28 protein-coding genes are annotated in these 26,729 nt (G+C 69.5%); 13 read left to right on the top strand and 15 right to left on the bottom strand.

Annotation, left to right across the window (positions count from 1 at the left end):
- The first annotated feature begins 181 nt into the window (after positions 1-181).
- From OG937_00875 to OG937_00895, 5 genes are all read left to right on the top strand, one after another.
- Entirely contained in the window at positions 182-1,162 is a 981-nt protein-coding gene (locus OG937_00875) for an alpha/beta hydrolase (protein WUD70375.1), read from the top strand.
- A gap of 1,151 nt (positions 1,163-2,313) precedes the next feature.
- Positions 2,314-5,100 carry an AAA family ATPase gene (locus OG937_00880; GenBank protein WUD70376.1) on the top strand — a complete coding sequence of 929 codons (2,787 nt, stop codon included), beginning with the start codon at positions 2,314-2,316 and terminating at the stop codon, positions 5,098-5,100.
- 80 nt (positions 5,101-5,180) lie between these two features.
- Positions 5,181-5,900 carry an alpha/beta hydrolase gene (locus tag OG937_00885; GenBank protein ID WUD70377.1) on the top strand — a complete coding sequence of 240 codons (720 nt, stop codon included), beginning with the start codon at positions 5,181-5,183 and terminating at the stop codon, positions 5,898-5,900.
- A 498-nt stretch (positions 5,901-6,398) separates the two neighbouring features.
- Positions 6,399-6,854 carry an SsgA family sporulation/cell division regulator gene (locus tag OG937_00890; GenBank protein ID WUD70378.1) on the top strand — a complete coding sequence of 152 codons (456 nt, stop codon included), beginning with the start codon at positions 6,399-6,401 and terminating at the stop codon, positions 6,852-6,854.
- A gap of 1,251 nt (positions 6,855-8,105) precedes the next feature.
- Positions 8,106-8,555 carry a hypothetical protein gene (locus OG937_00895; GenBank protein ID WUD70379.1) on the top strand — a complete coding sequence of 150 codons (450 nt, stop codon included), beginning with the start codon at positions 8,106-8,108 and terminating at the stop codon, positions 8,553-8,555.
- On the opposite strand, the gene OG937_00900 is transcribed toward OG937_00895, so the two are convergent.
- Entirely contained in the window at positions 8,527-8,835 is a 309-nt protein-coding gene (locus tag OG937_00900) for a hypothetical protein (protein ID WUD70380.1), read from the bottom strand. The genes OG937_00895 and OG937_00900 overlap by 29 nt on opposite strands.
- A gap of 525 nt (positions 8,836-9,360) precedes the next feature.
- Between OG937_00900 and OG937_00905 the strand changes: the two genes are divergently transcribed.
- Positions 9,361-9,618, top strand: a complete 258-nt coding sequence (locus OG937_00905; GenBank protein WUD70381.1) for a hypothetical protein — start codon at positions 9,361-9,363, stop codon at positions 9,616-9,618.
- A gap of 50 nt (positions 9,619-9,668) precedes the next feature.
- A complete protein-coding gene (locus OG937_00910) occupies positions 9,669-10,001 on the top strand; it encodes a hypothetical protein (GenBank protein WUD70382.1) in 333 nt (110 codons plus the stop codon).
- A 201-nt stretch (positions 10,002-10,202) separates the two neighbouring features.
- Here the strand turns inward: OG937_00910 and OG937_00915 are convergent, their stop codons facing one another.
- From OG937_00915 to OG937_00940, 6 genes are all read right to left on the bottom strand, one after another.
- The gene (locus OG937_00915; protein WUD70383.1) at positions 10,203-10,526 is read right to left on the bottom strand and encodes a hypothetical protein; all 324 of its coding nucleotides are present in this window, start codon (positions 10,524-10,526) and stop codon (positions 10,203-10,205) included.
- 182 nt (positions 10,527-10,708) lie between these two features.
- Positions 10,709-10,933 carry a hypothetical protein gene (locus tag OG937_00920; protein WUD70384.1) on the bottom strand — a complete coding sequence of 75 codons (225 nt, stop codon included), beginning with the start codon at positions 10,931-10,933 and terminating at the stop codon, positions 10,709-10,711.
- A gap of 325 nt (positions 10,934-11,258) precedes the next feature.
- Positions 11,259-11,408 (bottom strand): hypothetical protein, encoded by a 150-nt coding sequence (locus OG937_00925; GenBank protein WUD70385.1) that lies wholly within the window; start codon positions 11,406-11,408, stop codon positions 11,259-11,261.
- Positions 11,409-12,012: 604 nt separating this feature from the next.
- A complete protein-coding gene (locus OG937_00930) occupies positions 12,013-12,330 on the bottom strand; it encodes a hypothetical protein (GenBank protein ID WUD70386.1) in 318 nt (105 codons plus the stop codon).
- Between the two features lie 12 nt (positions 12,331-12,342).
- The gene (locus OG937_00935) at positions 12,343-12,588 is read right to left on the bottom strand and encodes a hypothetical protein (protein WUD70387.1); all 246 of its coding nucleotides are present in this window, start codon (positions 12,586-12,588) and stop codon (positions 12,343-12,345) included.
- Between the two features lie 191 nt (positions 12,589-12,779).
- Positions 12,780-14,072 carry a hypothetical protein gene (locus OG937_00940; GenBank protein ID WUD70388.1) on the bottom strand — a complete coding sequence of 431 codons (1,293 nt, stop codon included), beginning with the start codon at positions 14,070-14,072 and terminating at the stop codon, positions 12,780-12,782.
- A gap of 978 nt (positions 14,073-15,050) precedes the next feature.
- Here OG937_00940 and OG937_00945 point away from each other — a divergent pair.
- Positions 15,051-16,085 (top strand): hypothetical protein, encoded by a 1,035-nt coding sequence (locus tag OG937_00945; protein ID WUD70389.1) that lies wholly within the window; start codon positions 15,051-15,053, stop codon positions 16,083-16,085.
- Between the two features lie 270 nt (positions 16,086-16,355).
- On the opposite strand, the gene OG937_00950 is transcribed toward OG937_00945, so the two are convergent.
- Together OG937_00950 and OG937_00955 are read right to left on the bottom strand one after the other, a co-directional pair.
- Positions 16,356-16,694 carry a hypothetical protein gene (locus tag OG937_00950; GenBank protein ID WUD70390.1) on the bottom strand — a complete coding sequence of 113 codons (339 nt, stop codon included), beginning with the start codon at positions 16,692-16,694 and terminating at the stop codon, positions 16,356-16,358.
- Between the two features lie 34 nt (positions 16,695-16,728).
- Positions 16,729-16,989, bottom strand: coding sequence for a hypothetical protein (locus OG937_00955; protein WUD70391.1), 261 nt, complete (start codon positions 16,987-16,989; stop codon positions 16,729-16,731).
- 260 nt (positions 16,990-17,249) lie between these two features.
- Here OG937_00955 and OG937_00960 point away from each other — a divergent pair, with 260 nt between their 5' ends.
- A complete protein-coding gene (locus OG937_00960) occupies positions 17,250-17,510 on the top strand; it encodes a type II toxin-antitoxin system Phd/YefM family antitoxin (protein ID WUD70392.1) in 261 nt (86 codons plus the stop codon).
- Positions 17,507-17,752, top strand: a complete 246-nt coding sequence (locus OG937_00965; protein WUD70393.1) for a type II toxin-antitoxin system RelE/ParE family toxin — start codon at positions 17,507-17,509, stop codon at positions 17,750-17,752. The genes OG937_00960 and OG937_00965 overlap by 4 nt, the downstream gene beginning before the upstream one ends.
- Positions 17,753-17,756: 4 nt before the next feature.
- On the opposite strand, the gene OG937_00970 is transcribed toward OG937_00965, so the two are convergent.
- A complete protein-coding gene (locus OG937_00970) occupies positions 17,757-18,140 on the bottom strand; it encodes a GntR family transcriptional regulator (GenBank protein ID WUD70394.1) in 384 nt (127 codons plus the stop codon).
- Positions 18,137-18,616, bottom strand: coding sequence for a hypothetical protein (locus OG937_00975; GenBank protein WUD70395.1), 480 nt, complete (start codon positions 18,614-18,616; stop codon positions 18,137-18,139). The genes OG937_00970 and OG937_00975 overlap by 4 nt, the downstream gene beginning before the upstream one ends.
- A 550-nt stretch (positions 18,617-19,166) precedes the next feature.
- On the opposite strand from OG937_00975, the gene OG937_00980 reads away from it, so the two are divergent.
- Entirely contained in the window at positions 19,167-19,391 is a 225-nt protein-coding gene (locus OG937_00980) for a hypothetical protein (protein WUD70396.1), read from the top strand.
- A 163-nt stretch (positions 19,392-19,554) separates the two neighbouring features.
- Here OG937_00980 and OG937_00985 read toward each other — a convergent pair whose 3' ends face one another.
- Entirely contained in the window at positions 19,555-21,030 is a 1,476-nt protein-coding gene (locus tag OG937_00985; GenBank protein WUD70397.1) for a replication-relaxation family protein, read from the bottom strand.
- A 404-nt stretch (positions 21,031-21,434) separates the two neighbouring features.
- Between OG937_00985 and OG937_00990 the strand changes: the two genes are divergently transcribed.
- Positions 21,435-22,577 carry a Fic family protein gene (locus OG937_00990; GenBank protein WUD70398.1) on the top strand — a complete coding sequence of 381 codons (1,143 nt, stop codon included), beginning with the start codon at positions 21,435-21,437 and terminating at the stop codon, positions 22,575-22,577.
- Between the two features lie 195 nt (positions 22,578-22,772).
- Here OG937_00990 and OG937_00995 read toward each other — a convergent pair whose 3' ends face one another.
- Positions 22,773-23,333 carry a Uma2 family endonuclease gene (locus OG937_00995; GenBank protein WUD70399.1) on the bottom strand — a complete coding sequence of 187 codons (561 nt, stop codon included), beginning with the start codon at positions 23,331-23,333 and terminating at the stop codon, positions 22,773-22,775.
- A 488-nt stretch (positions 23,334-23,821) separates the two neighbouring features.
- Between OG937_00995 and OG937_01000 the strand changes: the two genes are divergently transcribed.
- Entirely contained in the window at positions 23,822-24,076 is a 255-nt protein-coding gene (locus OG937_01000; protein ID WUD70400.1) for a winged helix-turn-helix domain-containing protein, read from the top strand.
- A gap of 1,153 nt (positions 24,077-25,229) precedes the next feature.
- On the opposite strand, the gene OG937_01005 is transcribed toward OG937_01000, so the two are convergent.
- Both OG937_01005 and OG937_01010 read right to left on the bottom strand, forming a co-directional pair.
- Entirely contained in the window at positions 25,230-25,448 is a 219-nt protein-coding gene (locus OG937_01005) for a hypothetical protein (protein ID WUD70401.1), read from the bottom strand.
- Positions 25,449-26,303: 855 nt separating this feature from the next.
- Positions 26,304-26,462 (bottom strand): hypothetical protein, encoded by a 159-nt coding sequence (locus OG937_01010; protein ID WUD70402.1) that lies wholly within the window; start codon positions 26,460-26,462, stop codon positions 26,304-26,306.
- Between the last annotated feature and the right edge of the window lie 267 nt (positions 26,463-26,729).

A 26,729-nucleotide genomic window follows, 5' to 3' on the forward strand; every position in this document is an offset into this window, starting at 1 on the left:
CGGCCGCATCGAGGGTCAGAGTCACATTACCGATGCCGCAAGGCACGCTTTCGAGGTTGGATCGCAGGCAGCATCTGTGCGCAGCCCGGACCCGGGAGCCGGCAGCGGACGCGGCCGGTCAGAGGCCCCGATTTCCCCCAACCTGAGCACGGATCTGCCCTCCCCCCACCAGGAGTACGTGATGCCTGACTACCTCCCCTCACAGCAACCGGTACTTGAGCCGGCTGCTCGCCAGTTCGTCGAAGCCACTGCCGCCCCGCCGTTCCCGTTCGATCTGGGACCGGCGGCAGGCCGCAGGACGCTGGAGAAGGTGCAGGCGCAGGCCTTGGAGCACCGCGATCCCGAGGTGGAGGACAGCTGGGTCGCGGTTTCCGGCGGGCCGAAGGGAAGCGTCGCGGTGCGCCTTGTGCGCCCGAGTCAGGCCGACGGGCCGCTGCCCGCCGTCTTGTACCTCCACGGCGGCGGCTGGGTCTTCGGGGGCACGCGCACCCACGACCGCCTGGTACGTGAACTGGCCGTCGGCGCACGGGCTGCCGTGGTCTTCCCCGAGTACAGCCTTTCTCCCGAGGCCCGCTACCCCCAGGCGCTGGAAGAGTGCTACGCGGTCGCCCGATGGGTGACCCGCCACGGGAGTGAGCACGGCATCGACCCCACACGACTGGTCGTGGCCGGCGACTCGACGGGCGGCAACCTCAGCGCGGCCCTGACGTTGCTGGCCAAGGAACGCGGTGATGTCTCCTTCCGCCATCAGGTGTTGTTCTATCCCGTCACCGACGCGGACTTCGACACGCGCTCCTACCACCGGTTCGCCGAGGGCTACTTCCTGCGCCGCGATGTCATGCAGTGGTTCTGGGACCAGTACACAACCGACGAAGGGCAACGCGCACAGATCACGGCCAGCCCGCTGCGCGCCACCGAGCAGGAGCTCGCCGGCCTGCCCCCGGCCCTGGTCATCACCGCGGAAGCCGACGTCCTGAGGGACGAAGGCGAGGCCTACGCCGAGAAGCTGCGCGCTGCCGGAGTTCCCGTGACCGCGACCCGCTACGAGGCGACCATCCACGACTTCGTCATGCTCAACGCGCTGTCGGCGACACAGGCGGCCCGCGAGGCGGTCGCCCAGGCCGTGGCCACCCTCCGAAAGGCATTTGGCACCGAGATCTGACGACCCGGGTGAGCCTGCGGCACCGCCACGCTGTGCCACAGCACGAAACGGCGCCGCCCTGCAGAACACCACCTCGGCCAGTCACGGCACTGCCCGCTCGGTGAGACCCAGCACCACGGCAAGCAGGGGAAGCCGCAGGCCGGCCTCCGGGATCGCGCAGCCGGGGTACCGGCCGGAATGTGTACAACCCAAGCCGCCCAAGGCTGTCCTCAGCGGTGCGCGCGGCAACAGCGTCGGCCAAGGCCGGAACCTCCTCCGCCATGCCGGCAGGACGGTGATGCGGATATGTCCGGCAGGAAGTCCGGGGGAAAGGCGCCGGGCGCCGCAATCCAGTAGCTGGACAATCGCCCCGATCCCGTCGGGCACCAGGCAGGACCCAGACCTTCATGCCGCTGCGGCAGCGCGCCGCGACGCCCGAGCCGGTAATGACCGCGGACCCGGTCGACATGACTTGATCACCGATGAGGACGGCCGACCTGCAGGTCGGAACCGTAACCCTCGATGGCGGAGCCACCTGGTCCTGCGCGGCAGGATGTCCCGTAAGGATGTATTCTCCTAGCGCAAACAACATTTTGAACTAGCGCAAAGGGTTTCCGTCATTTCTGTCTCGCTCTCCACAGCCGCGGCCGCCACCCGCACCGTGCCGACTCGGGACCGAGGACGAACCTTGTACGACCACGACCCAGCGCCCTCGATCTCCGGCACGGACCACCTTCGCCGCGTTGACCCCGTCCGCGACGGGGGGCCCGCCGCGCCGCCGGTCTTCCACGCCGGCGCCGGCGAACGGCTCTGCGTGCACAGCCCCAGCAGTCCTCGGCTGCCGAGCATCGGCAGGCTCCCCCGCCGGCCGGGCCCGCCGGCCGCGGACAGCACTCATCGGACACCCGACATTGCCGACAACCTCGACACGTCGATCACCGGCCCCGGCTGCCTCGCCGGGGGCTGACCGGAGTCTGCACACAGGCCCTACCCCTGGCCGCCGCCCAGCCGGCGACCGCCCGCCGGCCGCACACGGCTTCGGCCGGCACGGTCGACCAGCCTCGCCGATGCCTGTTTGTCCAGGCGCTGCAGGTCGCCTCCTGCGCCAGACGCCGCTGTGCGGCTCTGCTCCATGCCCATCCCCCGGCTCGCAAAAGAAACGGAAGCAAGCAGTGATCGGTAGTGACTCTTCCCAGCGCGATACGGCCCGTGCGCTGATCGGTCGGGACCGCGATCTGCACACGATCCGCGAGCTCGCGGGCCTGGGCGCCGAAGGCGGAGCACTGCTGGTCTCGGGGGACGCCGGGGTCGGGAAGACAGCAGTGCTGGACGCCGTCGCGGCGGGTGCCCACGCCGAGGGCACCCGGGTGCTGCGAGCCGCCGGTGTGGAGTTCGAGGCGAGCTGCAGCTACTCGGGTCTCAACCAGGTCCTGTTTCCCTTCCAGCGTGAGCTCGAGGATCTGGAGGTGCCCTTCCGTAAGGCCCTGCGCGTGGCACTCGGCTTCGAAAGCGGCTCGCCGCCCCAAACGCTGATGGTCTCCAACGCCGTGCTGCTCCTGCTGCAGACGGTCGCGGCCGGAGACCCACTTCTGCTGGTGATCGACGACCTGCCCTGGCTGGACCAGGCCAGTGCGGCCGTCCTGGGTTTCGTAGCGCGCCGGGCGGCCGGCATCCGTGTGAGCTTTCTCGCCGCGTCACGATCCGTATCACACAGCCCGAACGGCTGCGGCGTCCTGCCCGAGTACCGGCTGCAGCCGCTGGACGAGAAGTCAGCTGCCGATCTGGTCGCCCGCACCTCACCAAACCTGGTCCCCAGCGCCCACCACCGCCTGCTGACCGTCGCCTGCGGCAACCCGCTCGCCCTGCTGGAACTGCCGTCCGCCATGCCGGCCACCCCAGGACCAACAAGCGGCAACATCCCGGCCGTACTGCCGCTCAGCCATCGCCTGGAAACCGTCTTCGGCTCCCGCATCACCAGCCTGCCCCAGTCCTCCCAGCGCCTGCTGCTGCTCGCCGCGCTGGAAGGCGTCGGGGATCTCGGCGTCCTGCAGGCCGCCTCACGGCAGACCAACGACGGCTACGACCTGGAAGACCTGGGACCCGCCGAACGCGAGCACCTGGTCCACATCGACGAGGGTGCACGACGGCTGAGGTTCCGCCATCCCCTCATCCGCTCCGCCGTCGTGAACAACGCCACCAGCAGCCAGCGGCGGGCCGTCCACACGGCGCTGGCCCAGGTCCTGGTGGACCAGCCCGAACGCCGGGCCTGGCACCTGGGCGAGGCCACCTTGGAACCCGACGAGAGCGTGGCCGCCCTCCTGGAGACCGCGGCCCGCATCACCTTGCACCGCGGTGATGCCATCGGCGGCATGCGCACCCTGATCCGAGCCGCGGACCTCACGCCGCCCGGCCCCGGACGCAGCCGCCGCCTCGCCACCGCCGCCTACATCGGCGCCGAGGCCACCGGGGCACTGCCCAGCGCCCAAAAACTCCTGGACGACGCACGGCACACCCACACCGATCCCGAAAGCTCCCTGCACGCCGCCGCGGCCGCCGCCGTCCTCATCCTCAACAGCAACAGCAACAGCAACATCGACGCCGCACACACCCTGCTCGTCGACGCCATCGAAACCGGAACCCACGGCTACCACGCCGACAACAAAGCACTCATCGACGCCCTGCACACCCTCGCCCTGGTGTGCTTCTTCGCTGCCCGGCCCGAACCGTGGCAGCCCTACCACCGTGCGCTGGACAAGCTCACACCCGCAGCCCCGCCAGTGCTGTCCGCGCTGGGCAAGACCTTCTCCGACCCGGCCCGCACCGGGGCCGCGGCCATCAAGGAACTCGACGAACTGGTCGCCGAACCACCCGAGACGACCGACCCGGCCCAGCTCCAGCGCATCGGCTCGGCGGCCCTGTATGTCGACCGCCTCGCAGACCTCCGAGAAGCACAATGGCGCATGGTCCGCATGGGGCGAGACGGCGGGCCGGCCCGCCGGCACATGGCCGGGCTGATCCACCTCATCCTGGACGACTACCTCACCGGGATGTGGGACGAAGCCGCGCACCTTGCCGACGAGGGCATCCAGCTGTGCGAGACCCACCGCTACACAGGTTTCGCCTGGTACTTCCACTACGCCAAAGCCCTCCTCGCCGCCGCCACCGGCGACGCCGACGCCGCGGACGCGACCGCCGAGAGAGTCATCCACTGGGCAACACGCCGCAAGGCATTGGGCGCCGCACACTACGCCCACCACGCCGCAGGGCTGGCAGCCCTGGGACGCGGAGACTTCGCCGGCGCCTACGAACACGCCACCGCCATCAGCCCCGCCGGCCACCTCGCCTCACACGCCCCCCACGCACTGTGGGCGACGATGGACCTGGTCGAAGCCGCCATACGCACCAACCGGCACCAGGAGGCCGCCGCCCACGCCCACGCCATGCGCGAAGCCGGCATCACCGGACTCTCCTCACGGCACGCCCTGCTCACCCACGCCTGTACCGCCCTGACCGCTACCGACGACAACCAGGCCCTCGACCAGTTCGCCCACGCCCTCGCCGTACCCGGCGCGCAGCGGTGGACCTTCGACTACGCCCGCGTCCAGCTCGCCTACGGCGAACGACTACGACGCAGCAGGGCCACCACCGAATCCAGGGGGCCGCTGGCAGCAGCACTGTCCGCCTTCCAGCACCTGGGAGCCGCTCCCTGGACGGAGCGCGCCGAGACCGAACTACGCGCCGCAGGCACAGCCAAACGGCGACCCGGCACCACCACACCGCATACCCTCACCCCCCAGGAACTGGAGATAGCCCGGCTGGCGGCCTCGGGCCTGACCAACAAACAGATAGCCGAGCGCCTGTTCCTCTCCCACCGCACCGTGGGCGCCCACCTCTACCAGATCTACCCCAAGCTGGGCATCACCACCCGAGGCATGCTCCGCGACGCCCTCGAAGCCTGACCCCCCGTCATCTACCTCCTCACACCACCCGAGCAGCAAGAGGCCGGGCCCTGCCACTTCACCTCAGAAAGACCCAGCACGTGAGCACACTCCCCACCCTCGTCCTGGTCCACGGCGCCTGGCATGGCACCTGGTGCTGGCAGCCACTGGTCGAGCAGCTCCCCGACCTCGACGTACGTACCGTCGCCCTGCCCAGCAGCGGGCAAGACCCGGCAGTCCTGGGTGGCCTGTACGACGATGCGGAAGCCGTGGCCAAGGCCATCGCGGCCGTCGGCGGACCGACCGTGGTGGTCGGCCACTCCTACGGGGGATGCCCTGTCACCGAAGCCGCCGCGGCAGCCGGCAACGTCGAGCGCGTCATCTACCTCAGCGCCCTGATGCAGGACGCCGGCGACTCGGTCCTGTCCCTGGTCGGCGGCGTCTATCCGCCGTTCTGGGACGTCCACGAGGAACCCCAGGGCCACGCCGACCACGGCTACTTCGAAGCGGCCCAGGCTACGCACGCGTTGTACAACGACGTCGAACCACACCTGGCACAACAAGCAGCCGCCAAACTCGGCCGCCAATCCCTGGCATCGGTCACCCAACCCCTCACCCAGACCGCCTGGCGCACCATCCCCAGCACCTACATCCTGTGCGAGCAGGACCTCGCCATCCCGCTACCCCTCCAGGAAGCCATGGCCACCCGCGCCCAGCGAACCGTCCGCCTGCACTCCGGCCACAGCCCGTTCCTCTCCCAGCCCGCCGAACTGGCCCGCATCCTCCGCCACGAACTCACCCTCCAGCCACCGCAGCGGTAGCCACCTGCGATCCGGCAGACGCCGGTCGCCGACCCGGCGATTCACTGCGCGCCGCCCACCTCAATTCCCCACCGCGCAACCGAACGACGAGCCGTGAGCGAAGCACTCCCACCTCCCACTCCCGCCCCAGGGGAACACGACCGACGTAAAACCGTTCCCTCCCACCACCGTCACAGCCGCCGAGCTCCACACACCGCGCAACGCCCGGACCGGGCAGCAACCAAGGACGCGAACACACCAGACCTCATAGGAAAGGTGAGAACCGAGCACCGGACCCATGACTCACAGCCGGCCGCGAGGAAGACCTCGAAGCCCGGCTCTGACGCGTGCACGCGCACAGAGGCCAACGCCTACAAGCGTCACCCCTGTCATTTCCCCCGTGCTCTCGCGCCGTCCCGCTCCCCATATAAGCCATGCGCCTGGTCGGGTTACCGATGCCCAGCCGGCGTCCTCCGGGCCACAGTAGAGGAGTTCCCACCATTCGAAAGAGGCCGGTCCGTGCCCAACCAGCAACCAGACTTCCCGACACGCAAGCGCCCCGTACGCCGCATCCGGCCGCTACGCCTACGCGCCGACAGGATCCTCATCCCTTCACTCCGCATCCCTCACGACGCCGAGTTCTGCTACGACGAGGCCGATCCCCTCGTTGTTTCCCTGGCCCTGCACACACCCGAAGACTCCGTCGTCCGCTGGACGATCTCGCGTGACGTGCTCCTTCAAGGAACGGGAGAACCCAGCGGAATCGGGGATGTACGGTTGTGGCCCTCACGTGTCCGTGGCCGCCAGGTGGTACTCCTGCGACTCGAGGTACACGACATGTCAAGCCTCTTCGAGATGAACCTGGTCCAGTTGCAGAAATGGCTCGAAGAGACATACCGGCTGGTCCCACCCGGCACAGAATTCGATCACGTCAACTGGTCCACCGCCCTCGCCACCCTCATGCGAGAGAGCTGACCTTTTGACCGGACGGGGCTCCGTCTCGGTGGCCACGACGCCAGCGACGAGACCTACACACCAGGCGATGCCGCCCGGCGCGGGTGCTTCGAAAGGACACCCTGAACAAGGTCGACTTTGCTGCCGTGCTCGAGCAAGGACGGCCGGGACCCTCCCGTGGCCGAAGATGGTAGCCACGGCTGTCCGTCGCCGGTCGCTCCACGGTGCCCTGCTCGACCTTCGACAGCGCCGCCACCGTCGCCGGCGCGGAGCCGCGCCGCTCCGCTCCGCCAGCACAGATACCTGCGCCAGCCAGCCGTCCGGCCACGCCGTTTCGGTGTCGTAGGGAGCCCAGCGACGCCGCATCCGCTCGGCCTCGATGCCCTGCAAGGCCGCCCACCGGCAGTACGCGTGCCAGACCACCGACGCCGGATGGCAGATGCCCTTGTGCTTGCCGCGGACCATCGCACGGATGGTGCCCTCCGCAGTGAAGCAAGCCAACTGGGTACTCACGCCGGCCCGCAACGGCCCGCCGGCCGGCAGCTTGCTGCCAGCGGCCCCCAGCGTCTCCCCCACCGCCAGACCAAGGAGCATTCCCCGTACTCGAGACTCCGCCCTGTTCCGCAGGAACTTCCTCCGGTGCTCCCGCTCCTTCTCTTCTTTCGCACGCTCCTGCTCGGGGGTGAGGACGAGAGGCGGGTTCCACACGATGCCGCCCTGGTGGTAGGGCTGGTATCGCTCGTCATCCCCCTCCACCCCGTCCTGGCACCGAGTCCCTATCGAACCCGGAACGGTTCAGATACCACCTCGTCCGCAGCTCAGGACCGGCAAGAGCAAGACCGTCGCGTTGTGCCAGATAACGGCTGGGGGCTGCACTATGACCATCACAGGGACGAACCGCTAGAACTGCACACCAGCCAAACAATCTGAGCATCCCCGAAGCCACGACACGACAGGCCCAACTGAACAGCAGCAGTGAACAATCACATCACCGCACCACCAGCCAAGGAACCAGCCTCGGAACAGAACCAGAGCAGTCGATCAAAGTGAACAACCACTGGTCACAACGCTCCCCCATGAACAGCTTTTCCAGGCGGTGACAAAACAGGTGATGCCCCCTCGGGGGATCTCTTCTATTTCTGTCTTGGAGCGAGGGGAAATTTTGTGGGGGTGTCAGTAGCCTATCCGGTCTTCCGGACCTTGGATGCGAGACGGGCTCTGGCGGTGGCTTCGGCTTTGCTGCGTTGCGGGGAGTGGGACGGGCATGTGTTCGTGGACGCCGAACTGGGGGATGTTGCGGATGCTCTGAAAGCCCGTGAGCTCTTTCCCGGCGCGTTGTGCTCTTTGGGTGGCTCCCGTTTGCTGGCGGGTGAGCTGCCCAAGGATCCGGAGGCAGTCGCGCGGCTGCTGCCTGGGGAGCTCAGTGCGGAGGAGGTCGTCGGGGAGGACGTCCTGGGGCGCTTCCTTCCTCTTGTCGCGTCTGGAGCACGCGGGCAGCTGGCGTGGATGGGGCTGAGCTGGCCGGCTGTGCCGGAGCTGGGGCTGGATGTGGAGTATGCGCGGACGGGGGTGCAGATGTGCATCAACTCCACCGCTGAGCATGAACCGGCGGTGGGGCATACGGTGTACGTCCATGTCCGCCGCGGTGAGGACGAGCGGGCTCATCATCTCGCCCATCAGGTAGGGCAGGCTGTTATCGGCCCGGGGGAAGAGGGGTGGTGAGGGCATCCTGGATCGCGGGCGCATCCGAACCCAGGTACGGGATTTCCCCGCTCCCGGCTGTTTCCAGGCGATCCAGAGCCGTCTTGGCAGGGACCCGGCTGCGGAGCAGTTTCCACGTCTCGACCCCGCACCCCACCAGTGACCCGAGGCTCATGAGGAGAACTGCCACGCGCCATGGCAGCCACCACTGCTCACGGGCCAGCGCGAAGCCTGCCATGACCAGGCCCATGAGTAGCGGGCCGCCGGCCTTGCGCAGCCACAGTTCGATCCCGTCCCACATGAGCTCTCTCCCTGCCCCTGCCCCTGCCCCTGCCCCTGCCCCTGCCTCATGATTCGAGGCCGGGCTGAGCATACGTGGACATGACGAGGGGCGTCCGGCATCAGGCTGCCCCCGCTCTGGGGTGGTGCCGGTTTGTCAGTCCGGTACCCCGGGGCGTAGCCGTGGTGCGGGATGATCTGGTTGCTCGCTCGCAGCGGCATGATCTCTCTGGCAGGCTGCAGGAAACGCGGCAGGAGAAACCCGAGAATGCCTGGGCTTGCGCTTCGGGAGCACCAGGTGGAGGCGAATGCGCGTATCCGGCAGTGGGTGGGATTGCCTGCACGCTCTGCCGTGCTGTGCAGGGGCGCGGGCCGCGTTGGCGTCCTGAACGGGGGGCGGGGAAGAAGATCACCGCTGTGCAGGCGGCACTGGATCTGTTCCGGGAGGGCCGGATCCTGGTCATGGTCCCCTACCTTGGATCTGCCGGTGCAGACCGCGCAGGCATGACGCAGGGTCAGGCACGGCGGTCGGTGGTCGGTGGTCGCAGTGTCCACGCTGGACGGCGACAAGGTCCTGGAGCAGCTCAGGGTGCAGGCGACGACAAATCCGGTCCCGCTCGCACTGCGGGCCGGAGTCCCGACCAGTGGTGGTGCCCGCCACATACGCCTCGCCAGCGGACCACGACGACATCGAGAACGCAGAGCCGCCTGGGGCGAGTGCGCGGCCCCACTGCAGACCGCTCTGACGGGCAGGAAGCACCTCTACAGCCAGCAGATGGACAGCTCCGACCCCGGCCGTATCTGACAAAAATTGATCTCTACAAAGCTGAGGTGTCCGAGGCTGACGGAGAGGTCATGGGGATCGAGCTTGAGCTTCACTCGGGGCGGCCCGCCCGAAAAGGGTCCTCCCGAGCCACGTTGCTGCGGGGGTCTTACCACCATGGTGAAGCGCTGGCGCGGGCGCTGGGCAGGCTTGATCGTCATGGCTCGGGCAAGCTCGGCTGGGTAGATCCGTACGGCGACACGCTGCTCAACGAGCAAGAGGCTCAAGTTGCCAGCGCAGACGTTGCCGAGCTGGCGAAGGACTGCGGCGACGAGCAGCAGAAGGCAGCTCTCCTCGACCTCGCCAAGCTCCTCGAAGCCTGTGTGGCAACGCCGGGCAGCTATCTGTGGTTCATGGGCGACTAGCCATAGTCGATCATTGATTCGGCGGCCTCCAGCTCGCCGCACTCATCCTCTGGCTCAGCGAGCCCACCAGATGATCTTTGTCAGACACGGCCTAGTCCCGCTGCCGCCTCGGCGCCGTGCTGAAGGAACGGTCCGTGCCATGCGTCAGTGCATGGCACGGACTTTCGGCGGACGACCCGAGGCTGCTCGGCGCGGCAATGGTCAGCGCGGTACTCCCCTGGCGATGCGTTCCTCGCATGCAGCGATGGCAGCCCTGATGATGACGGTGAGCTGGCCCCATTCCGCCTGCGCGGCCTGCGGCTCGGCGGGGCTGGGGTGGGGGATGCTGAGGGCTTCTCGCCGGCCGTACGCCGGCGGAGCGAACGACGGGTCGGCTTCCTGGTCCTTGAGGCGATCGTGGAGGTAGCCCAGCAGCTGGCTGTCGGGCCAGCCGAGTGTGGTGCGCGGGCTGCCGATGCGATGCATTTTCGCGTCCCGCGGGCAGAGTGCCCTCTCGGCCGCCTGCTGCTCTTTGACGTCCCTCATCAGCGGTCAAGCGGTGCCCCGAGGCCAGGCGCCCCGTTTCGGGGCCATGCGAAAGGTAACGGGGTGCGACCCTGAGAGCGTCGCCGCCCACCCCCGGCCCTTGGGAGTGGGCGGCGGTCATGAGGCTGCCGAACGCGTTACCTGTTGGCTGCTCCACCGGACGTGCCGGGGCCCTTAGGGGGTCAGAAACCGCACCACTTGTACGAGCCGCCGTTGGGCAGCAGGGTGTCCTTCACCCACCCGATCGTCTTGTCGTGGATGTTGGACAGATACGTCCAGGTCCCGTTCTCGCTGTTCGTGTAGCACCAGTACTCGAGACCGTCACGGTTGTCGGCCCATCCCGCGACGGCGCAGCCCGTGCTGGAGCCGCTGCGCATGTTGGCGCTGACGCCACTCGTCATCGTCACACGGGTGCCGTCCTTGTACAGCCCCCCCTTGCCGCAGGGGGCGCTTGCTGAGGCCGGTCCCGCGGTGGTCACGGCCAGACCTGCCGACACGGCCAGTACCCCTGCCGTCAGCGCGGCCAACTTCGCACGGTGTGCTGCTCGCACGGTCCACCCCTCCCCGAAGAGCCCACGCCTTTGGCGTGGACATGAGCGAAGTGTGGGTGGGGTGCTGTTGGGCCTGAAAGGCGTTTTTGAGCCAATGCGGCCGGTGTTCCGTGTATGCGGCCATGAGTGCCCCGAGAACAGGGCCAACTGAGCCGCGGCCGGTTTGGCGAACCTTGTGGGTTCACTCCTCGAGGAGGGGCCGCAGGCCTGCCACGGCGTCTTCTCGCCACATCCGGCGGCGCCCGTTGCGGGTGCGGTCCTCGATGAGCACGGCGGTTCGGGCGAACCACTCCTGCGCGGTGTGGACGGCTTCCCCTTCCCGGCACAGCACGCACACTGGTGCCCCTGCGGGCCCGGCGTACCAGGAAACGGCCCCCCACCAGCCGTGCGCGACGGATTGGGCGCAGGCATTGCCGGGGCCGGGGCCGGGGGCAAGCAATAGTGCAAGGGATCGTGCGCCAGCCGTTCCACCGGTCCGAGGCGGCCGTGGCGCTGACCGCGAGGTCGCGGCGCTCCGGGGTGGGCCAGGCCGTGTCGCGGTGATGAGCGGTGGCCCGGGTCGGCTCGCGGGCGAGGGCCAGGGGCTGCGGGCAAGTCGAGGTCGACGACGGTGATGCCGGGCAGGGCTGCGATGTGCTCGGCGGTCCCGGGGCGGGCGCCGTACACGCTGCGCCCGCCGGGCCCGAAGCGGCCGATGTCGGTGCGCAGCGGGGCACCGCTGATGAGGGTTCGTGAAAATTCCGCAGGGACGCTCTTCATTCCCCGCGTCGGTGACTCGTCATCGAGGGGTCGGAGCCGCCCGTCTTCGAATGGTCCGGCCCGCTCCTCGCGGTGCCGACGAGCGTCACGTAACGGGCGACCCGAACGCGGCCTCGACTGGTGGGTCGGCGTACTCGCGCATATCCCCTCCGCCCCTCGTCATGGGTCACACCGCGTCAGGCCGTGGACTGACCACCGACGCGGTACTCCTCGGAGGGCATCGAATCCCATTCGGTATTCGCGCCGTCGCGCGTCACCATGAACAACGGACGCGATCGCAGGACCGGCCCGACCAGTTGACCGCGCAAGACGACCCCGGGAACATCCGGTCCCGCGTAGCCCTCCGGCGTGTAGCGAACGTGCGCGTCCATTGCCTCGGCATACGCGATTGCGTCGCGCTCCAGCTCCGACAGGTCTCTCCCGACCAGCGGGATACCGTCGTAGGCGACCTGGGGACCGTACACGGCGTCGGCACCGATGCAGAACAGCCCCACAGCTTGGCTCACTTAAGTGGTGACGGCAGGTGGAGACGGAGCCACCCCCCGACGGTTGACCTCGACCTTCCACGTCGGCGAGAAGACCGCGTGGTCCCGTGCACAATCGCTGACCTTCGTCTGGCCGAGGACCTCAGCCGCCTCGACCACTTCGCCGACGGTCATCCCGAACCGGAACGGGCCGACGCCGACAGCCGGCGCATAGGACCACTCATCCCGTTCGGCGGCTCCGAAATCGGCTTCGGTGGTGAACGCCATAGTCGCCCCTTCAGAGGCACCTGAGAACCTGCTGGCACCCATCATGGCAATCACCGACCAGCAGCGGACTGCCCGGTGCCGCAGGGCGCGAGCAGACAGACGAACTCAGCGACCGCTGCCGGCGACAACTGCCGGGACCCACGCGACGGCCTACTGTCGGGTCCGGCCGGTGGCTTTCGGGAATTGGTGGTCTATTGAAGGGGGAGGCCGTCGCTGAAGGACGCCAGCGCCGCACGTGCCGCAGGGTAGACGTCGGCTGGGAAGCACCGGTCGGACAACAGCGTGGCTTCCAGCACAGGTGCAGCGGCGGAGGCGGGGGCACCGATGTGGGCGATGTATCGGACCGCCGCGCGGCAGGGCTCGTCGGCATCACCCGACCTGAGAGGTTCCAGCGCCGCCAGCAGTACCGGGACAGCGGCGTCGGTGTCGCCGGTGATCCGCCACCAAGCGTAGGCGGCCTGGACACGGGTCCACGGGCCGGGGGACGCCAGCAACGGCCGGACCGCGGTCATGCATCGCGCCGCTATGGGCCCCAACTCCGCCAAGCGGCCAAGGTCGGCATACCCCAAGCCCTGGGATGCCGCGTCCTGCGCGAAAGCCAGGAAGACCTTTGATTCACCGGTGATCCGCCAATGAGCCCACGCTGCGTTCTGTGCGCCGTGCCATCTTCGTATGCCGTTCGGCAACAGGGTGCTGCCGTCGTGGCGCGGTGGTTGCGTGACGCCACGGACGAAGCCCTCGAGGGTGTTCGCCGCGGGCGCCGCCGCCGGGCCGATACTGCCGAGCACGTCGCAGGCCCATCGGACGTTGCGGGTGGCGAGTGTCGACACAAGTTCTGGCACCGCCTCGCTCGCGGCGGAGCCCCAAGCGGCCAGGGCCGTGAGGACCGGACGCAAGCCCTCCTCGTCGGCCGAGTCGACGAGCATGCGACGGATTGCGGGGAGCAACTCGGGGGCACATCCGACCAGCGGCTGCAGGACCTGCCCGAGCGACGTCACCTGGAAGAACGGAAGTCTGCTGCTTGACGCCAGCCACCGGTGCACCGAGTCCAGAACTGCCGGATGGTCGAGACGGGCAAGAGCCCATGCCGCCGGCCCGGCAACCCGGTCGTAGGAATCATCGGCGGCTACGATCAGGGCGGGAACGGCCGACGTGATGTCCTGCGTGGAGTCCGCCGACACCAGCCGCCCCAGCACCATCGCCGCGTCGCCTCTGGCATGAGAATGACGGGATTCCAGGCAGCGCACCAGGCCGGCCACCAGCTCCGGCCGGGGCGCACGCCACCGCCGCAGAATGTCCGAGGCGAGAGTGACCGCGCCCTCGACCAGCTCGGAGCGCTCGGAGTCGAAACCGCTCAGCACAAGCGCGACTGCACGGTCCACCTGCTCGTACGCGTCCAGCCGCAGATCGTCAGGATCCACACCGGCTTCTACCAGCAACTTACGCGCGTAGAAGCCGTGTACCGTCCCAGTCCCAAGCGCCATGACTCGCAGGCTACAACTGCCGGACTTGGCGCAGATCACCACGGGTCCGCATCCCGCCTGAACCAACGTCGCCCAGGACAGGCACCGCGCATGCACCCGCCGGACGGCTCAAGACGCCCGAACGCAATCCTGTGCGGTCGAACAGTCCGAACGGCAGATCGAAACGGCGTATGCCGAGCCGGTCCTGCACGCCCCTACTCGTTCACCAGCCACCGGGCAGCACTACACAAAGGGCGGCCGGGCTATTCGGGCTGGGTCACCGTCAGGGCCCACCGAATGTTCTCATCCGATGCGTCAACCCCCACCGAGAAGGATCCCGACCCCACCACACCAGCATCCATCGTCACCGAACCCACCCCCGGGGCGCCTGCCGGACAGTCCACCGAGAACTCGGCTACCTGCTCCCCCTGCCAGCTCATCGTCACCGCCACACTGCCCCCGCCCTCGCAAGCAACCGTGAGCACCGTCGGCAGTGTGTCCCACGCTCCCCCGGATACCACTCCCCCATCGCCCCGCCATTCCTCGACCCACACCAGACCCTCCGGACCCGGACGCGGAAGAAGACCCCCAGCCGCCACGGACGTCGCCACAGCGCCGGCACCGGTCGTGCCGGCCGCTCCAGCAGCCACCGCCATCGCCGGGCCCGCCCCAGCCATCACAAAGGCTGCCAGCACCGCGGCCACCGTGGCCCTCCTCGTGCTCTTCACGCCTGCCCCTCCCTGATCGTCTGTCATGACACGAACATCCTTGCCCCCACCACTGACAGCCCAGCACCGGCCGCACACCCACGCGCATCCCCAGGGGATACATGAAGGTGCACCTGGCCCTGCGGCCTCAGCCCACGGGAGGCCGAGCCCGGGGCGCAGCCCAGGCCCGTTCGGTTTTCTGCCGGCAGGACAGCTCCCAGCGTTGGTGCGAGGGGGTCGCTGCCGAGGGGTGCGCGAGGCCTGGGGTTGTCAGGTGTCTAAGGTCGCGGCCATGACGAGGACCACGCCGCCGCGCCCTGTCGTTGTCGAGGCGCTCTTCCCGGAACTGGGCGCTTTGCGGGGGACGACAACCCGGCTTCATCCACGGCCGGGCACGCCCGGTCTGTCAGCCAGTTCCGTGGGCGGTCCCATGCTGTGGCCGGCGGACGAGCCGTGGCCGGTGTGCGACGAGGCCCACGGGCGCGGGCGGGGGCGACGACCAGCCGACATCCACCGCTACCGGCAGATCCTGGCCTCTGCATGGACCCGCGAACAGGCCACCGGCCCTACAGACGAAGAACGGGAGCTCCTGCATGAACTGCACCGCGAACACCGGATCCCCGGGGCATCCGAGGCTGACCCGCTGCCGATGATCGGCCTCGCGCAGCTGTACCGGCGGGATGTCCCCGACCTGTCGGCGGGGCCGGGCAACTGCGATCTACTCCAGGTGTTCTGGTGCCCCTTCAACGCACACGGCCCAAGCCGGTACGACCTCAACGTGCATCTGCGCTGGCGGCAGTCACGGGAGGTCGGCAAGGTACTGACCGCGCCGCCACAGCCGCTGGTTGTCGGGGCCGACGGCTTCGTGCCCGAGCCCTGCGTGCTCCACCCGGAGCAGGTGGACACCTACCCCTATGCCGGCCTGCTGCCCGAGGAACTGCTCGCCCGGATCGACACCTGGGAAGATGCCCTTGAACAGGAGGTCGAGCAATCGGCAGGCGAGGGCACACAAGAGCAGCTCGCCTACCAGTACGACCTGTCCATCCCGCCCGGCTGGCGCGTGGGGGGCTTCGCCTCATGGCACGCGACCGACCCGTACCCCATGGACTGCCTGACCTGCAGGACACCGATGCACCTGCTGCTGACCATCGACAGCTCCGAATGGGACGGCGGCAGCCGCAACTGGCGGCCCCTGGAAGAGGACCAGGTACAACCCGTACACCGGTCTGCCACTCCCACCCAGATCACCGTGGGCCGTTGGGGCGAACTCAACATCTTCACCTGCCCCGATAACCCCGAACACCCACACCGCTGCACCATCCAATAGAGCACGACCTCGGCCGATGGCCAGCCGCGGTCCCTGCGGTGCTCTTGGCATCTCTAGCACTGGGATGCGGTGTGACCTGCTGTCTGCCGCGTCCCAACGGGTGCTGCGACGGATGGGCGTCGGGAGTCAGGCGACGGTCATGGTCGACGTTGGCCTCCTTCCTCCACGCCTTCGTGGAAGCTGTACGCGGCCGACGGATCGACTGCCGCAGAGACCGTCCTGCTTGACACGCCGCACGTTTGCAAGGCGTGCGGTTTCGGACCCTGGGGGTCAGGTGAGGTCGAGGGTCCTGACGGGCTGATCGGCCCACTGGTCCGGCGCGGCGGTGGCGATGACCGCGCCGTCGGGGCGTTCCGGGGTGGGCTGGGCGGCGTGGCGGGTGTGGGCGGCGACCCAGGTGGTCTCTTGGGCGAGGGCCAGGGCGGTGGGCAGGTCGAGCTCGACGACGGTGCTGCCGGGCAGGGCTGCGATGTGCTCGGCGGTGCCCGGGCGGGCGCGGTCGGCTTCGACCAGGGCGCAGGCGGGTGCGTACAGGTGCCAGCCGGGTTCGGCGTGGGCGCGGTGGATGAGGCGGGAGGCGAGGAGGTTGCCGTGGCCGGCGGCGACCATGGCGGTGTCGTCTGGATGACGTGCACGGTCTGGTTCACCGGGTGGTCGTGGCCTGGGTCAGGCGGCGGTCGAGTTCGGCGTCCAGGTCGTCCTGCTCGGTGGGGGTGGGGGCGTAGCCGTTCCAGGCATTGAGGTCGGCACGGGCGGCTTCGGCGCGCTCGGCCCGCTCGGCGGGGGTGAGGAGGGTCTCGGCCAGGCGGGTCAGGTAGGCGCACAGCGACAGGCCCTCGGCGGCGGCGATCTGCGCCAGCCGGTCCCGGGCTTCGGCAGGGATACGGACGTTCACAACGGACACGTGCGGTCTCCTTTCGTCGTGGCGCACCACAGCATGAGGGGTACGGGTACGTACCCGTGTGCCTTCTGCGGCTGAAAGCAGCACCGACAAGCGCAGCACCGCGGGGGTCCCGGGGCTTGCGGATACTCCCCTCCGCTCGTACGCGGGAGAACTTCGCCGGCCCTCAATTCCCCTGCACCTGCGCGGGTACCCCGGGGCAGCACCCGCCTGCGTCCCGGCACGGCCTCCCGCCCCGTGCACACTTATGTAAGGTGGTGTGCATGACGGAGACGACGTACTCGATCGTGGAAGCCCGGGCTCGCCTCGGTGCCATCGCCCGCGAGGTCAGCGCCACCCGCGAACCGGTCGCCATCACCGACCACGGCCAGACCGTCGCCATACTCGTCAGCCCTGCCGACGCCCTGGAACTGCAGGAACTGCGGGCCCTGGCTTCTTACCGGGCGCGCCAGGCCCGGGGTGAGGACGCCGGCGTTTCGCACGAGGAGGCCTACCGGCGGATCTTCGGCGAGGGCAAGGCGTGAGCTACGAGGTCATTTGGGAGCCCGAGGCCCTCGCCCAGGCAGAACGCTTCGCCAAGGACGACCCCGACGGTGTACGCCAGGTGTTCGCCGCCGTCGACCACCTCGCCGTAGACCCACGCCCCGACGGCGCGTTCGGCCAAGCCGACGTGCTGCGCATCCACATCGGCGCGTACCGCGTGATGTACGAGATCAGCGAGCAGCAGATCCGCGTCAGCGTCATCCATCTCGGACGCGTGCGCTGAGCGACTACGGCCGCTGCTCCAGTGCCTCACGTACCGCCTCCAGCATGATCTCCTTGTCTGCACCGAGCTCCCCCGCCTCGGTGACGAACCGCCGAGCCAGTTCGGCCAGTGCGGCCGGGTCCGGAGCGGTGGCGGACAAGGGGAGCGATGCCACCCGTGTCCCCGCCCCGCGGCGGCTGGTGATCAGGGACGCGGCTTCCAGTTCACGGTAGGCCCTGGCCACCGTTCCAGGCGCCAGGCCCAGATCGGCCGCCAGCTGCCGTACCGTCGGCAGACGCTCACCCTCCGGGAGACGGAGCGAGGTGATCAGGGCGGCGAGTTGCGCGCGGATCTGCTCGTACGGCGGGACATGGCTCGAGGTGTCGATCCGGATGACGGGGCCGCTCACCGGTGCCCCCGGGCCTTGGGTGAGATGACCGTGAACAGGCACCACGGCACGGTGACGAGGGCAATCAGGGCCGTCGGCCACAGCGCCCAGTTCCCGACCCGGCCGCCGGTGCCGTCACAGGTGATGCCAAGCAGTGCGCCCGAGGCAGTGGACGCGGCGCCGAGCAGAGGTACCGAGACCAGCAGACCCCACGCGGCGACGATCGCCAACGCGCGGTTGCGACGGGTCGCCTCGTCGCCGGGACGGCGGGCGATCCTGGTCAGCGACCACAGGCAAACGGCCGTCGACACGGCAAGCGACGCAAGGATGGGCAAGCCGTAGAACAAACCCGGCCAAGGACCCGTGCTCACCGTGCTCCCATCCGGACACGTGACGGCAAGGGAACGGCCGGCGCGACCCCCGTCGGCCGGTGAAGCGAGCACGGCCGCCACCACCAGGAGGACGACAAGCAAGCCAGCCTCGGCGACCAGCAGCACAGTCATCCACGGTGGCACGTAGTCGCGTACCCGACGAGGTGCCAGTCCCGCTGTGCGGACCGGGCCGTGAGGACGAGCAGTGAGAACGTCCGCCACCAGCACTCCCGCAACGGCACACAACCCGAAAACGGGGATCGCGTACAAGACACCGGCCTCCCCGTCATCTACTGCGTGCCCGACCACCCGGGCGGCAACTACCCCAACAACCAGACCTGCCCAGCGAAGGTAGCGGTCGGCTGCCGAACCGGCCGGCACCGCGTCAAGTACACGCACAACAAGCTCCTGAATGACATGCGAAACCTGGCCCAACACCGCTTGTATCAAGCGGTAAGTACAAGATGCAGCGCCGCCCGATCTTGTGTCAAGCCGTTGACACAAGGGTGACCGGCGCATTCCGGACGATCACGCACCAGGGATCACGTGCACATCACTCCGCATACGGAAAGACCGCAGCTCAAAGAACATCGCCCACGCCGGCTGCGAAACCCGGGCCAGGACCCCCCGGCGCACGCCGCACGGTCGCAGGCGACGGCCGATCGGACCCTGAGGCATGACTATGGGCCCCGTGGCCGTCCCGGACGGCGACAGTGCCCCAGGTCGTCACGGTCGATGTCATGACCGGGCGTGCCGGCCCGCCTCGTCCCCGCCGCTGTCGCACTCGCTCACCAAGCCCGTCCAGCACCTCGAGGCGCAGCCCGATGAGGACTTCGGCACCATCCCCAAGCCCGACCACGAGCTTGCGGCCGAGCTCGTGGACCGTGCGGCTTCACGATGAGCGCCTACGTCTTCAGCGCAGCGGCGGGAGGCCTCCGGAACCCGCCTGTGATGAGCGGCGGGCCGGGCTCGCGGATCACCCGGGCGCCTTCCACCGCCAGGAGGCCTGCAAGGAAGCGGCCGAAACCTGGCGTTGGGCAAAGCGCATGGTCTGTCCGGCGGGTTCAACCGCGAAGCCAACCGAACAGTCCGTTGCCACGCCGCTCTCGTTCCCACTCCGCTTCCGCCTCGGCCCTCTCCCGGTCACGGCGCTCACGCTGGCTGCGGCAGGACGGGCACTCGGCTCCGCGCGCCAGGCCGTCGCTCTGCCCGTCGTTGTAGTCGTCGGGATGGACGTCGGTGCCGCAGGCCGGGCAGGGCCACATTGCTGCCTGGCGGCGGCGTTGTTCTCGTTTCCAGCGGGCCTCCTCGGCGGCGAGGCGGGCTTGTTCGGCGGCCTGGCGGGCGGCGCGCCGCTGCTCGTCGCGCCGGCTGTAGGCGCGGTGGTCGTCCGGGTTGGCCAGGGCGGCGATCAGCGCCTCGTGGACGCTGTGGCCGAAGCGCCACCACACCGGGCCGTGCGGGCCGTCAGCGGCCAACTGGTCCAAGGTGGTGGTGACCACGGGCACCGTGAAGTCGTAGGTGCGCCAGCCGTCTGGCTTGCCCGAAGCGTCGGTGTAGGGGCCGGTGTGCCAGGTGCCCTGCCAGTACGGGGCCGAGAGGCGGGCCACTTCGCTGATGCGGCGCTGCAGGACTTGGGGGTTGACGCGTTTGGTGAAGACGATCGCCAGCGGCGGGTAGCCGCCGCGGCCGGAGTCGTCCCATCGTGTCGACCACAGCGGGACGTCGTCCCCTACGCGGTGGCCGTTGACGGTGCGCTGGAAGAAGCGGTGGTAGCGGGCGATCTTGTCCGCCAGCACGGCTGCCGGTTCGGTGTGGTTGTCGACCTCCACGAACAGCACCGGCAGCTGGTCCTGTGGTGCCGTCAGCACCGCGTCGGCCCGCAGGCTGCCCCTGCCGGGCGTGGTGAAGGTTCCGGTGACCGGGAGGATCACTTCCGTCGTCCAGCCGCGCAGGGTGCCCAGGCCGCGAGGCCGGGCGGATACCGGCCGTGACCCCGGCTGGACTGCAGGGGCGGGCTGGGTGCCGGTGGCAGGCCCGGCGCTTTGGGCGGGGGTTTCCGTTGGGGCGGGCCCGGCGCTTACGGGCCTGGCTTCGTCAGCACGGCGAGGGCTGCGGCGGGGGATGGGGTGGGTGGGTTGCGGCGGTGACTGGCAGAACGCGTCGATGGTGTCGGTCACCTTCAGCGCGTGCGCGGCACCGGCCTTCGCCGCCTCCCGCGCCGTGCCGCCCATCTCCTTCGGCGGGCGGCCGAGTTCGCCGGCGGCCGCCGCCAGCCCCGCCGTAGTCAGGTTCCACACCTGCTCCGCCACCGGCCTGCCCGACCGGCCGGGCCGGTTGGCCGAGCCCACCGACTCCACCAGCCCCGCCGCCTTCAGGTCCTTGCATGCATTGCGGACCGTCTGCACATCCGCCGTCCCCGGCAGCACCAGCTGCCGCAGCTGCCCGGCCGTGGCGACCTTCACCACCCCCAGCGCCAGCAGCACCAGACCCCGCACCCGGGCCGTCGACCCATACGGCCACCGCCTGCTCCCCGTCACCCCACACCTCGCCTCCCCCGCCGCCGCTCCATATCCCAACCGGCCCCCCTGGGGGGCCACACCGGCTCCCCGGCTGCGGGGCGCGGCCGGCGGGCCGCGCACGCACACCCCCCGGGGCTGGGCGGGCACCCCGGGCCCCACCGCAAGCCCCACCACGACCACTCCACCACCCACCACTGACACACAAGCGCGGGAGTAAAGGGCTGTCGGCACCGCCGCCACCCACGCACAGGCCCGCTGACCTGCACGAATGCAACACCGGGCACGGGAGGTCACCGTAGGGGACCGCATAGGGGGAACTGTAGGGAGCACTGCAGGGGCGACAGACACCCCGCCACGCCGCCCACAACCACTCCGAGCAGCCATCCATTGACGCGATAATTGCGTCACGGCATCTTCCTTTCATGCTGTACCCCACGCCTTCCCTCAGCCGTGACGACGAGCGTGTCCTCGCCTCCATCGACGAGATGCGCTCGGCCCTGCGTGACCAGGTGCGTTCCATGCCGTCCCGGCAGGTCCAGCGCCTGCGTACGTTTCTGACCGCCGATGCTGTGGCGGCGTCCAACTCCATCGAGGGTTTCAAGGTCGCCACCGTGGACGTGGAAGACCTGATAGAGGGCGAGCGGGACGTGGAGGTCTCCGAGGAGAACCGGGAGGAGACCCTCGCTCTGCACCGGATGATGACCTACATCCACACGCTGCACGACTCGGCCGACTTCACCTACAGCAAGAGCTTTCTCAACGCCCTGCACTGGATGCTCCAAGGGCACCGCCACACCCCACGCAAACCTGCCGGACAGTGGCGTCGCGGCCCCGTCTACGTCACCGACGCCCGCGACCCGAGTATCGCCGCCTACACCGCCCCCGACGCCGAAGCAGTCCCCGCGCTCATGCAGGAACTGGTCGACTGGCTGGGCACCGATGACGCCACCCACTCCCTGGTCCGGGCCGCCATGGCGCACCTGCATCTGGTGTCCATTCACCCGTGGGCCGACGGCAACGGCCGGATGTCCCGCTCGCTGCAAACCTTGTTGATCGCGCGGGAAGGGGTCTTGGCTCCGGAGTTCTCCTCCATCGAGGCGTGGCTCGGACGGCCGGGCAATACCTGGGAGTACTACCGGGAACTCGCCCGCCGCGGCCCCCAGTACCTGCCCGACCAGGACGTCGCCGGCTGGATCCGCTTCAACCTGACCGCCTATCACCAGCAGGCCCAGACAGTACAGGGCCGGCTGACCCGGGCCGGAAAGGTCTGGGAGGAACTCGCCGACTTCGCCCAGCACGCCGGCCTCGACGAACGCACCATCACCGCCCTCCACCACGTCGCCATGGCGGGACGAGTACGCCGCTCCCGCTACGAAAGCGCCGAAGGCCTCAGCCTGCAACAGGCCCAGCGCGACCTGCGCGACCTGGTCACCGCCCAGGTCCTCACCCCCGTCGGCCGCACCCGAGCCCGCTACTACACCGCCGGCGACCGCTTCCCGCAACAGGCACTGGACATCTCCGCCACCCCCATGACCCTCACCGACCCCTACACCCCCACCGGCTGAACCGCCGCGCCGGGAACCCGCCCCACCGATCGGGCTCCCTCAACCGCGGCAAGCCCACACGGCGGCGACACAGCAACGCCGGCCGGCCTTGAGGGTGCCGGCCCTGCTGTCGCGCGGGCGTGTTTCGGGCGTTCCTGGCGTGCGCGTGCGCCGATAGCGGCATGCGCTGCTCTACGGTCGGCCAGTGCTGGTTGCTTACCGCTTCACCAGGTGGGCGGGGTCGATGTCCAGGGGGAACGGCTCGGTGACCGCCGTGGTCTGGCCGGCTGGGACCAGCCGGTCGGCGTAGGCGCCGTGCTCAAGGTGCCCGAGGTACAGCCGCGGAGCGGGCTCCAGTTCCAGGCGCCAGTAGTGCTCGATACCCGCTGCCGCATACAGAGCGGGCTTCATCTTCCGGTCCGCGACGCGGGTGGAGGGAGAGGCGATCTCCACGACGGCGATGACGTCCTGGGCATGCACGGTCACACCGGACAGGTCCACGCCCTCGTCCACGACGGCCAGGTCCGGGATCATCAGGCCGTCCGGTACGAGAACGTTGATGGCGTCGAAGACCAGCACCGGCGCTTTCGCGGTCTCAGCGGCCTGTTCCAGCAGCACGTGAAGGCGGTGGGAGGCCCACTGATGCGCAAGGCCTGGCGCGGGGCTCATCATCAGCGCGCCCCCGACCAGCTCGATCCGGTTCCGCGGGTCCTCGGGCAGGGCCAGGACATCGTCCACGGTCCACGGCCCGTAATGGTCAGCGGCGGCAACGCTCACGCTCCCCTTCACCTCCTCGGCTTGCCGTGCCCTCAGTGTGGCCCAGCACGAAGGCGGCGGTCGAGCCGCCCGCGCGCAGGGAGCCCGGGCGGCTGAGCCGGGCAGGAGGTTCACGGGGCCGCCTGGCGAGCCGCTTGGTAGGCGTCCCACAACGGCCGCACGACCGTGCACCCGCGGGCGCCCCCATCCCGGCAGGTGGGGCATGAGGTGGCATGGTCCAGCCACGCCCGGTATGCCGCCTGGACCGCCTGGTTCACCCGGGTCACACGGACCCGGACCACAGCGCCGGGCCCCGAGCCGGTGTCCAGCCAGCGCTCGGTGAAGCCGGACTCCCCCATGACCAGCCCCCTCCACCTCTCCGGGTCCCGCAGCCGGGCTGCCACGGCGACACCACCATTTGTTCAATTAACTGTAGCACTCTGGTATCGATACGTCTCGCAACATATCTCAAACTGCCGCGTCATCTGGACATCTCTACCGTCTTGACCATGGAGTTTGGTCCTGACGATGAGATCGACGCCGACGGCCCGGTAACCCCCTACCGGCAACTGGCCGGGATCCTCACGGCCCGCATCGCCCGCGGCGACTGGGAACCCAACCGCGCCATCCCCTCCGAGCAACGCCTGGTACAGGAGTACGGACTCGCCCGCTCCACCGTGCGCCGCGCCATCGCCGTCCTGGCAGCCGACGGACTGGTCTTCACCGTGCCCCAACGCGGCACCTTCGTCACCCCACCGCAGTAACCACAGCGAATACCCCCGTCTCGCTGCCCCTGTCCCGCGACCCCACCCAAGACCGGGTCCGCGAGACCTGGGCGCATGCCCATGCACCGCGCTTGCCGCCCGGCCTCCAGCACAGGCCTACCGTCCGGGACCGCGCGCAGCGGCACACGGGGCGCCGGCTGCAGCGTCCCGCTCTCACCAGTCCGGGCATCGGGGGGTCCGTCGGCGGACGACGGGGGTCAGAGCCTGAGCCTGCCTGCTCCCCGGACGGCGCGCGTCGCCTTTCGGCGCGGGAATCTCTTCCTCTCCGCCATCGTGCAGCCTCGCACGCAGCAACCGCGACCCGTCATGGCGTCAGAATCAGAGTCAGGGACAGCCAGTGGAGCGGTGAGGTTCCAAAAGTGCTGGCGACCTGCGGTGGTGAGCAGATTCGTGCTCCTCACCGGTGACATGTCGTCACTCACCGACTGCAGGTGATGCCGGATTGTGATCTTTCACCCCCCTTTTCGGTGAGCAAATCGGTGAGTGCCACCGGGCTTCATGGATGACATCACCCACGTCCACCAAGCCCGGGAGCCCACATGACCACCGCTGTGCATCCGCCTGCCACCGTCACCGAAGCCGGCACCACTGGGCCGGGCATGCCCGGCCCCCCGTACCGAGGGCAGCCGGACCACGCCCTGCGGCCCGCGTTCAGCCCGGACACCGGCCCCAGCCCCACCCGCGCCCCACGCCTGGGGCCACCGCGAGACAGACGCCCGTCGGCCGACGGCTCGTGGGAGCCTGGCCCCTCCCCCCTGCGGGACAGGCCCAGGCCGACTGGCAATGCCCGGCCGGCACAGACCCCCACGGCCCGGCATACCGCGGCCCCCACCCGCCTCGAGCAGCGCGAGCAGACAGGCCCCGCAGCCACCACGGGGCACCACGTCACGGGCACAGCCGCACCGGCACCCGACGCCGGCACAGCCGGCCGGACGGCCACACATCACCGCGCCCCTGGGCGTGCAGCACAGCCGCTGCCCCCGCCGGGTGCGGACGCCGCTGCTACCGGTCCGGCCACACCCGCAGGGCCAGGTGACGGCCAGTGAGGAAGCTACCCACCCGGCCTCCACGGTTCGTCGCCGTGGACAACCGCGCCGTCGACGACCAGCGCCTGAGCGTCCTGGACATCGGACTACTCACCATGGCGCTGCGCCTGCCCGACGGCGCGGACTTCACCATCGCCGCCCTGGCCCAGACCCGCAAACCCGGCCGCGAAGCTCTCACCAAAGCCATGCGGAACCTCGTGGCATACGGCTACATCGTCAAACTCAAGATCCAGGACGCCGCCGACGGCACCTGGCGCACCGAATTCTCCGTCGCCGGACTCCCCCACCGCCAAGAAAACATCCACCACCTCCTGGCCCAAGTCGCCGGGACACGCGCCGTGCGCGTCGAGCCGGCCTGGCTCGACCCCCGCAACCACCACACCCCAGCCCCCACCCCACCCGAGCCGACGCCGCCGCAACCAGCCCCCGCAGACTCCCCCGCCGCACAGACCGCCACCCACCCGATCACGACAGGCTTCCCCGTCCCGGTCACAACGGGGTCTCCTGACCCGGACGCCACCAGCGACAACACCGAAGACGCGCAGGCCGGACCGAGTGACGGGTTCCCGACAGTCGGTAAACCGGCAGTCGGCGACCCGACGATCGGTGAACCGGCCGCCGGTCAGCCGACCACCGGAAACCCGTCGGCTAAAGAACCAAGACTGAACAAGCAAGACGGAAAGAACTCCTCTCTCTCCTCCCCGCCCATCACACCCCAACCTCCGACCGCCCCGGCACCGAAGAGAGAGACCACCACCCCAACCGGACAAGCACCCCCAGCCGACCCACCGGGACAGGCACCCCCGACCGGCCCACCGCCCGCAACGCCCCCACCTCCACGCCCCACCGGCGACGACCCACGCAATGCCGGCACCAGTGCGCCCGCACCAGCACGACCGGCACCCGGCAGCCCGCAACCAGCCCCTCCCGCCCCACACAGTCACACCCCCGGCACCGCCAACCCCGCCACGCCCGCACCAACAAGACCAACACCGGCCGGCCCGCAAACAGCCCCTCCCGCCCGGCACGGTCACACCCCCGGCACCGCCAACCCCGCCGCGCCCGCACCAACAAGACCAACACCGGCCGGCCCGCAAACAGCCGCTCCCGCCCGGCACGGTCACACCCCCGGCACCGCCAACCCCGCCGCGCCCGCAGGGTCACCGCCGGGCGGTCCGCGAGCAGTCGCTGCCGCCCGGATCGCCGACGCCTGGACCACCGCCCGCCACCACCACGGCCACCCCGTCCCCGCTCTGGCCCCAGGCCGCATCGCCCACACCGCCGAAGCACTCCTGGCCACCGGCATCCAAGAACAGCACCTGACCCAGGCAGCCATCGCCATGGCCCGCAAACCCACCTGGTACGACCTCAAACGCCACCTTCAACACTGGACACCCCCCACCACCCCACACCCCGCCACACGACCCGCACACCCCACCTACTGCGGACAATGCGACCACGGCTGGACCACCGACCCCGACGGCCGCGCCCGCAAATGCCCCTGCCGCACCCAAGCACAACCATGACCCACCAACACCCACGCACCCCCGCCACCGGCAAACCCCCGCCAGCGCCGAACCCCACCC

It is taken from the genome of Streptomyces sp. NBC_00510 (assembly GCA_036013505.1).
Lineage (GTDB): Bacteria > Actinomycetota > Actinomycetes > Streptomycetales > Streptomycetaceae > Actinacidiphila.

What these genes read in the sequence shown, in the direction of transcription:
- OG937_00945 (WUD70389.1), top strand. Translation starts at nt 15,051, where the DNA reads ATGACGAGGACCACGCCGCCGCGCCCTGTCGTTGTCGAGGCGCTCTTC.
- OG937_00940 (WUD70388.1), bottom strand. Translation starts at nt 14,072, where the DNA reads ATGGCGCTTGGGACTGGGACGGTACACGGCTTCTACGCGCGTAAGTTG.
- OG937_00950 (WUD70390.1), bottom strand. Translation starts at nt 16,694, where the DNA reads ATGGTCGCCGCCGGCCACGGCAACCTCCTCGCCTCCCGCCTCATCCAC.
- OG937_01000 (WUD70400.1), top strand. Translation starts at nt 23,822, where the DNA reads ATGGAGTTTGGTCCTGACGATGAGATCGACGCCGACGGCCCGGTAACC.
- OG937_00875 (WUD70375.1), top strand. Translation starts at nt 182, where the DNA reads ATGCCTGACTACCTCCCCTCACAGCAACCGGTACTTGAGCCGGCTGCT.
- OG937_00910 (WUD70382.1), top strand. Translation starts at nt 9,669, where the DNA reads ATGGGGATCGAGCTTGAGCTTCACTCGGGGCGGCCCGCCCGAAAAGGG.
- OG937_00980 (WUD70396.1), top strand. Translation starts at nt 19,167, where the DNA reads ATGACTATGGGCCCCGTGGCCGTCCCGGACGGCGACAGTGCCCCAGGT.
- OG937_00960 (WUD70392.1), top strand. Translation starts at nt 17,250, where the DNA reads ATGACGGAGACGACGTACTCGATCGTGGAAGCCCGGGCTCGCCTCGGT.
- OG937_00990 (WUD70398.1), top strand. Translation starts at nt 21,435, where the DNA reads ATGCTGTACCCCACGCCTTCCCTCAGCCGTGACGACGAGCGTGTCCTC.
- OG937_00915 (WUD70383.1), bottom strand. Translation starts at nt 10,526, where the DNA reads ATGAGGGACGTCAAAGAGCAGCAGGCGGCCGAGAGGGCACTCTGCCCG.
- OG937_00935 (WUD70387.1), bottom strand. Translation starts at nt 12,588, where the DNA reads ATGGCGTTCACCACCGAAGCCGATTTCGGAGCCGCCGAACGGGATGAG.
- OG937_00900 (WUD70380.1), bottom strand. Translation starts at nt 8,835, where the DNA reads ATGTGGGACGGGATCGAACTGTGGCTGCGCAAGGCCGGCGGCCCGCTA.